5 protein-coding genes and 2 pseudogenes are annotated in these 4,037 nt (G+C 74.7%); 4 read left to right on the top strand and 3 right to left on the bottom strand.

What is annotated here, in order from left to right; genetic code table 11:
• From KPL57_RS64930 to KPL57_RS64920, 3 genes and pseudogenes are all read right to left on the bottom strand, one after another.
• Positions 1-225, bottom strand: a pseudogene (locus KPL57_RS64930) (isopenicillin N synthase family oxygenase); the annotation flags it as partial.
• 303 nt (positions 226-528) lie between these two features.
• On the bottom strand, positions 529-912 hold the full coding sequence (locus KPL57_RS64925) for a 2-oxoglutarate and iron-dependent oxygenase domain-containing protein (RefSeq protein ID WP_226359425.1): 384 nt from the start codon (positions 910-912) through the stop codon (positions 529-531).
• Positions 913-997: 85 nt separating this feature from the next.
• Entirely contained in the window at positions 998-2,014 is a 1,017-nt protein-coding gene (locus tag KPL57_RS64920; protein WP_226359424.1) for a cytosine permease, read from the bottom strand.
• A gap of 25 nt (positions 2,015-2,039) precedes the next feature.
• On the opposite strand from KPL57_RS64920, the gene KPL57_RS64915 reads away from it, so the two are divergent.
• The 4 genes and pseudogenes from KPL57_RS64915 to KPL57_RS64900 form a co-directional block, all read left to right on the top strand.
• Positions 2,040-2,630, top strand: a complete 591-nt coding sequence (locus KPL57_RS64915; RefSeq protein ID WP_226359423.1) for a cytosine permease — start codon at positions 2,040-2,042, stop codon at positions 2,628-2,630.
• 144 nt (positions 2,631-2,774) lie between these two features.
• The gene (locus KPL57_RS64910) at positions 2,775-3,137 is read left to right on the top strand and encodes a hypothetical protein (RefSeq protein WP_226359419.1); all 363 of its coding nucleotides are present in this window, start codon (positions 2,775-2,777) and stop codon (positions 3,135-3,137) included.
• Positions 3,134-3,286 (top strand): annotated as a pseudogene (locus KPL57_RS71625) (2-oxoglutarate and iron-dependent oxygenase domain-containing protein); the annotation flags it as partial. The gene KPL57_RS64910 and the pseudogene KPL57_RS71625, both read left to right, overlap by 4 nt.
• 53 nt (positions 3,287-3,339) lie before the next feature.
• Positions 3,340-4,037, top strand: a 698-nt coding sequence (locus tag KPL57_RS64900; protein ID WP_226359426.1) for an isopenicillin N synthase family oxygenase, incomplete at its 3' end; no start/stop codon positions are given.

The raw sequence follows: 4,037 nt of genomic DNA, 5'->3' as shown, positions 1-4,037 counted from the left end.
GTCGAGGCGTTCGCGCAGGAACGGCGCGGACACCACCGGCTCCAGCGCCGTGCGCCCGAGCGGCGGCGCCAGCGGCGTGACGACGGCGTCGTGGTCCAGCTCGAAGAAGAACACCAACGACACCAGGTCCTCGGTCGGCGCGTGGGTCTGCGGCGGCAGCACCCGGTGCCGCCCGGCCCGCCAGCGGTGCCCGGTCCAGTGCGCGAGCAGGTCGCCGACGTTCACCGTCAGCGCACCCGGGTGTACGGCGCGTCGGTCCAACCGTGCCCCTCGACGTCGACCTGCAGCCCCCCCGCCCCGGCTCCCGTTCGAGCAGGGTGACGGTGCCGAAGTCGGTGTGCGGGCCGATCCGGAACTGACCGGGCAGCGGTGTCCCGGTCTCGGTCATCGGCGGGTAGCGGTTGATGTTGAACGTCCACGTCGGGTGGGTCGCGAGGTCGCGCAGCGTCGACGGCTCCTGCCCGAGCGCTCCCGCACACAGCTCCAGCAGCGCGCCGGCGACGCGGGTCATCGCCGTGCAGTAGGCGGTCACCGCCTCCCGCAGCGCCGGACCTGCTCCGGCCAGACGTTCGGCGGGAACCACACCGCGTCGACGTCCGGGTCACCGGTCGGCGCGAAGGGCCCCACCGCGAAGGACTCCTTGAGGTCGGGCGGGGAGTCGCCGCCCTCGACGCGGTCGTTGGCCTCGACACCGGGGGGCAGCCATCCCCGTCCGCCGACGCCGACCGCGTAGCCGTGCTTGACCGGCTCGGGCAGCGCGAAGAACTCGCGCGCCGCGGCCCGCACCGCCTGCGCCGCGGCGTCCGGCACACCGTGCCCGACGACCTGCAGGAACCCGGCCCGTTGCAACGCGATGTCCACCGCGGCCGGGGCCGGCGCGGCCAGGTCCACGGTCGGGATGAGCGCGGTCACCGCGTCCCCCCGTGCGTCGCGACGGCGGTGCGGCGCACCAGCAGCGCGTAGAGCCCGGCCGAGAGCACCAGCCCGACCAGGAAGGTCACGTCGCCGATCCCGGGCAGCAATCGCGGCACCAGCCCGGTGAACAGCTCCTGGTTGGCGAACAGCAGCACCGACACGACGACGCCGACGCCGAGCGCGATCGGGCCCCGGCGTGGTTGCGGTACGTGCGGTCGTAGAGCAGATCGAGGTCGGTCGGGCGCAGCCACTGGTCGGTGAGCACCACGCCGAGCCACGGCCCGACCCAGTACACGACGACCAGCAGGAACGCCTCGTACCCGGCCGCGGCGTCGCCGAGCGCGACCAGCGCGATCACGAACCCGACCGCCCCGAACGCCAGCGCGACGACGGCACGCGCCCGCGCCAGCGGCACGTCGATGCCGAGGGCTAGGAACGCCATCGCCCCCGAGTAGACGTTGAGGACGTTCGCCGCGACCGCCCCGACCGCGATGGCGACCAGGGTCAGCACGGCCAGCCAGCCGGGCAGCAGGCCGGTGTAGTTCGCGACGGGTTTGTCCGAGTCGAGCCCGGCCGCGGCCGCCGCCCCGACCGACGCCGCGCCGACGGACATGAACACCGTGGTGGACAGGAACAGGCCGCCGCCCGCGGCGAGACCGGTGGCGCGCGCCGACACCGAGCGGGGCAGGTAGCGGGAGTAGTCGGCGGCGTACGGGCTCCAGCCCGCCGAGTACCCGACCACGGCGCCGACGGTCAGCAGGAACCCGCCGACCCCGCCCACCCCGTCCGGCGACGCGGCCGCCCCCGGGTCCGACCCGAGGAGCACCAGCACCGCCCCGACCCCGAGCACGAGCGCGAGCAGCGGGAACGCGAGCCGCTCGAAGGCCTGCACCAGGTTGTGCCCGAAGAACGCGACGGCGACCTGGACGACGACCACCGCCACCAGCCACGCGACCGTCCCGCCGCCGGTGATCGCCGACAGCGCGAACGCGGCGCTGACGCTGTTCACCGCGAACCAGCCGAAGCCCGAGGTGATCGTCATCAGGGCGGCGGGCAGCGCGTTGCCGCGGTGACCGAAGGCGAGCCGCCCCAGCACCATCTGCGGCACCCCCGGGGTGCCGCAGATGGTGCTGGGGCGGCTCGCCTTCGGTCACCGCGGCAACGCGCTGCCCGCCGCCCTGATGACGATCACCTCGGGCTTCGGCTGGTTCGCGGTGAACAGCGTCAGCGCCGCGTTCGCGCTGTCGGCGATCACCGGCGGCGGGACGGTCGCGTGGCTGGTGGCGGTGGTCGTCGTCCAGGTCGCCGTCGCGTTCTTCGGGCACAACCTGGTGCAGGCCTTCGAGCGGCTCGCGTTCCCGCTGCTCGCGCTCGTGCTCGGGGTCGGGGCGGTGCTGGTGCTCCTCGGGTCGGACCCGGGGCGGCCGCGTCGCCGGACGGGTGGGCGGGTCGGCGGGTTCCTGCTGACCGTCGGCGCCGTGGTCGGGTACTCGGCGGGCTGGAGCCCGTACGCCGCCGACTACTCCCGCTACCTGCCCCGCTCGGTGTCGGCGCGCGCCACCGGTCTCGCCGCGGGCGGCGGCCTGTTCCTGTCCACCACGGTGTTCATGTCCGTCGGCGCGGCGTCGGTCGGGGCGGCGGCCGCGGCGGGCTCGACTCGGACAACCCCGTCGCGAACTACACCGGCCTGCTGCCCGGCTGGCTGGCCGTGCTGACCCTGGTCGCCATCGCGGTCGGGGCGGTCGCGGCGAACGTCCTCAACGTCTACTCGGGGGCGATGGCGTTCCTAGCCCTCGGCATCGACGTGCCGCTGGCGCGGGCGTGCCGTCGTCGCGCTGGCGTTCGGGGCGGTCGGGTTCGTGATCGCGCTGGTCGCGCTCGGCGACGCCGCGGCCGGGTACGAGGCGTTCCTGCTGGTCGTCGTGTACTGGGTCGGGCCGTGGCTCGGCGTGGTGCTCACCGACCAGTGGCTGCGCCCGACCGACCTCGATCTGCTCTACGACCGCACGTACCGCAACCACGCGGGCCCGATCGCGCTCGGCGTCGGCGTCGTCGTGTCGGTGCTGCTGTTCGCCAACCAGGAGCTGTTCACCGGGCTGGTGCCGCGATTGCTGCCCGGGATCGGCGACGTGACCTTCCTGGTCGGGCTGGTGCTCTCGGCCGGGCTCTACGCGCTGCTGGTGCGCCGCACCGCCGTCGCGACGCACGGGGGGACGCGGTGACCGCGCTCATCCCGACCGTGGACCTGGCCGCGCCGGCCCCGGCCGCGGTGGACATCGCGTTGCAACGGGCCGGGTTCCTGCAGGTCGTCGGGCACGGTGTGGCGGACGCCGCGGCGCAGGCGGTGCGGGCCGCGGCGCGCGAGTTCTTCGCGCTGCCCGAGCCGGTCAAGCACGGCTACGCGGTCGGCGTCGGCGGACGGGGATGGCTGCCCCCCGTGTCGAGGCCAACGACCGCGTCGAGGGCGGCGACTCCCCGCCCGACCTCAAGGAGTCCTTCGCGGTGGGGCCCTTCGCGCCGACCGGTGACCCGGACGTCGACGCGGTGTGGTTCCCGCCGAACGTCTGGCCGGAGCAGGTCCCGGCGCTGCGGGAGGCGGTGACCGCCTACTGCACGGCGATGACCCGCGTCGCCGGCGCGCTGCTGGAGCTGTGTGCGGGAGCGCTCGGGCAGGAGCCGTCGACGCTGCGCGACCTCGCGACCCACCCGACGTGGACGTTCAACATCAACCGCTACCGCGACCGAGACCGGGACACCGCTGCCCGGTCAGTTCCGGATCGGCCCGCACACCGACTTCGGCACCGTCACCCTGCTCGACCGGGAGCCCGGGCGGTGGGTGGCTGCAGGTCGACGTCGAGGGGCACGGTTGGACCGACGCGCCGTACACCCCCGGGTGCGCTGACGGTGAACGTCGGCGACCTGCTCGCGCACTGGACCGGGCACCGCTGGCGGGCCGGGCGGCACCGGGTGCTGCCGCCGCAGACCCACGCGCCGACCGAGGACCTGGTGTCGTTGGTGTTCTTCTTCGAGCTGGACCACGACGCCGTCGTCACGCCGCTGGCGCCGCCGCTCGGGCGCACGGCGCTGGAGCCGGTGGTGTCCGCGCCGTTCCTGCGCGAACG

The organism is Pseudonocardia sp. ICBG601 (assembly GCF_020496245.1).
This window is presented reverse-complemented; position numbering and strand designations above follow the sequence as displayed.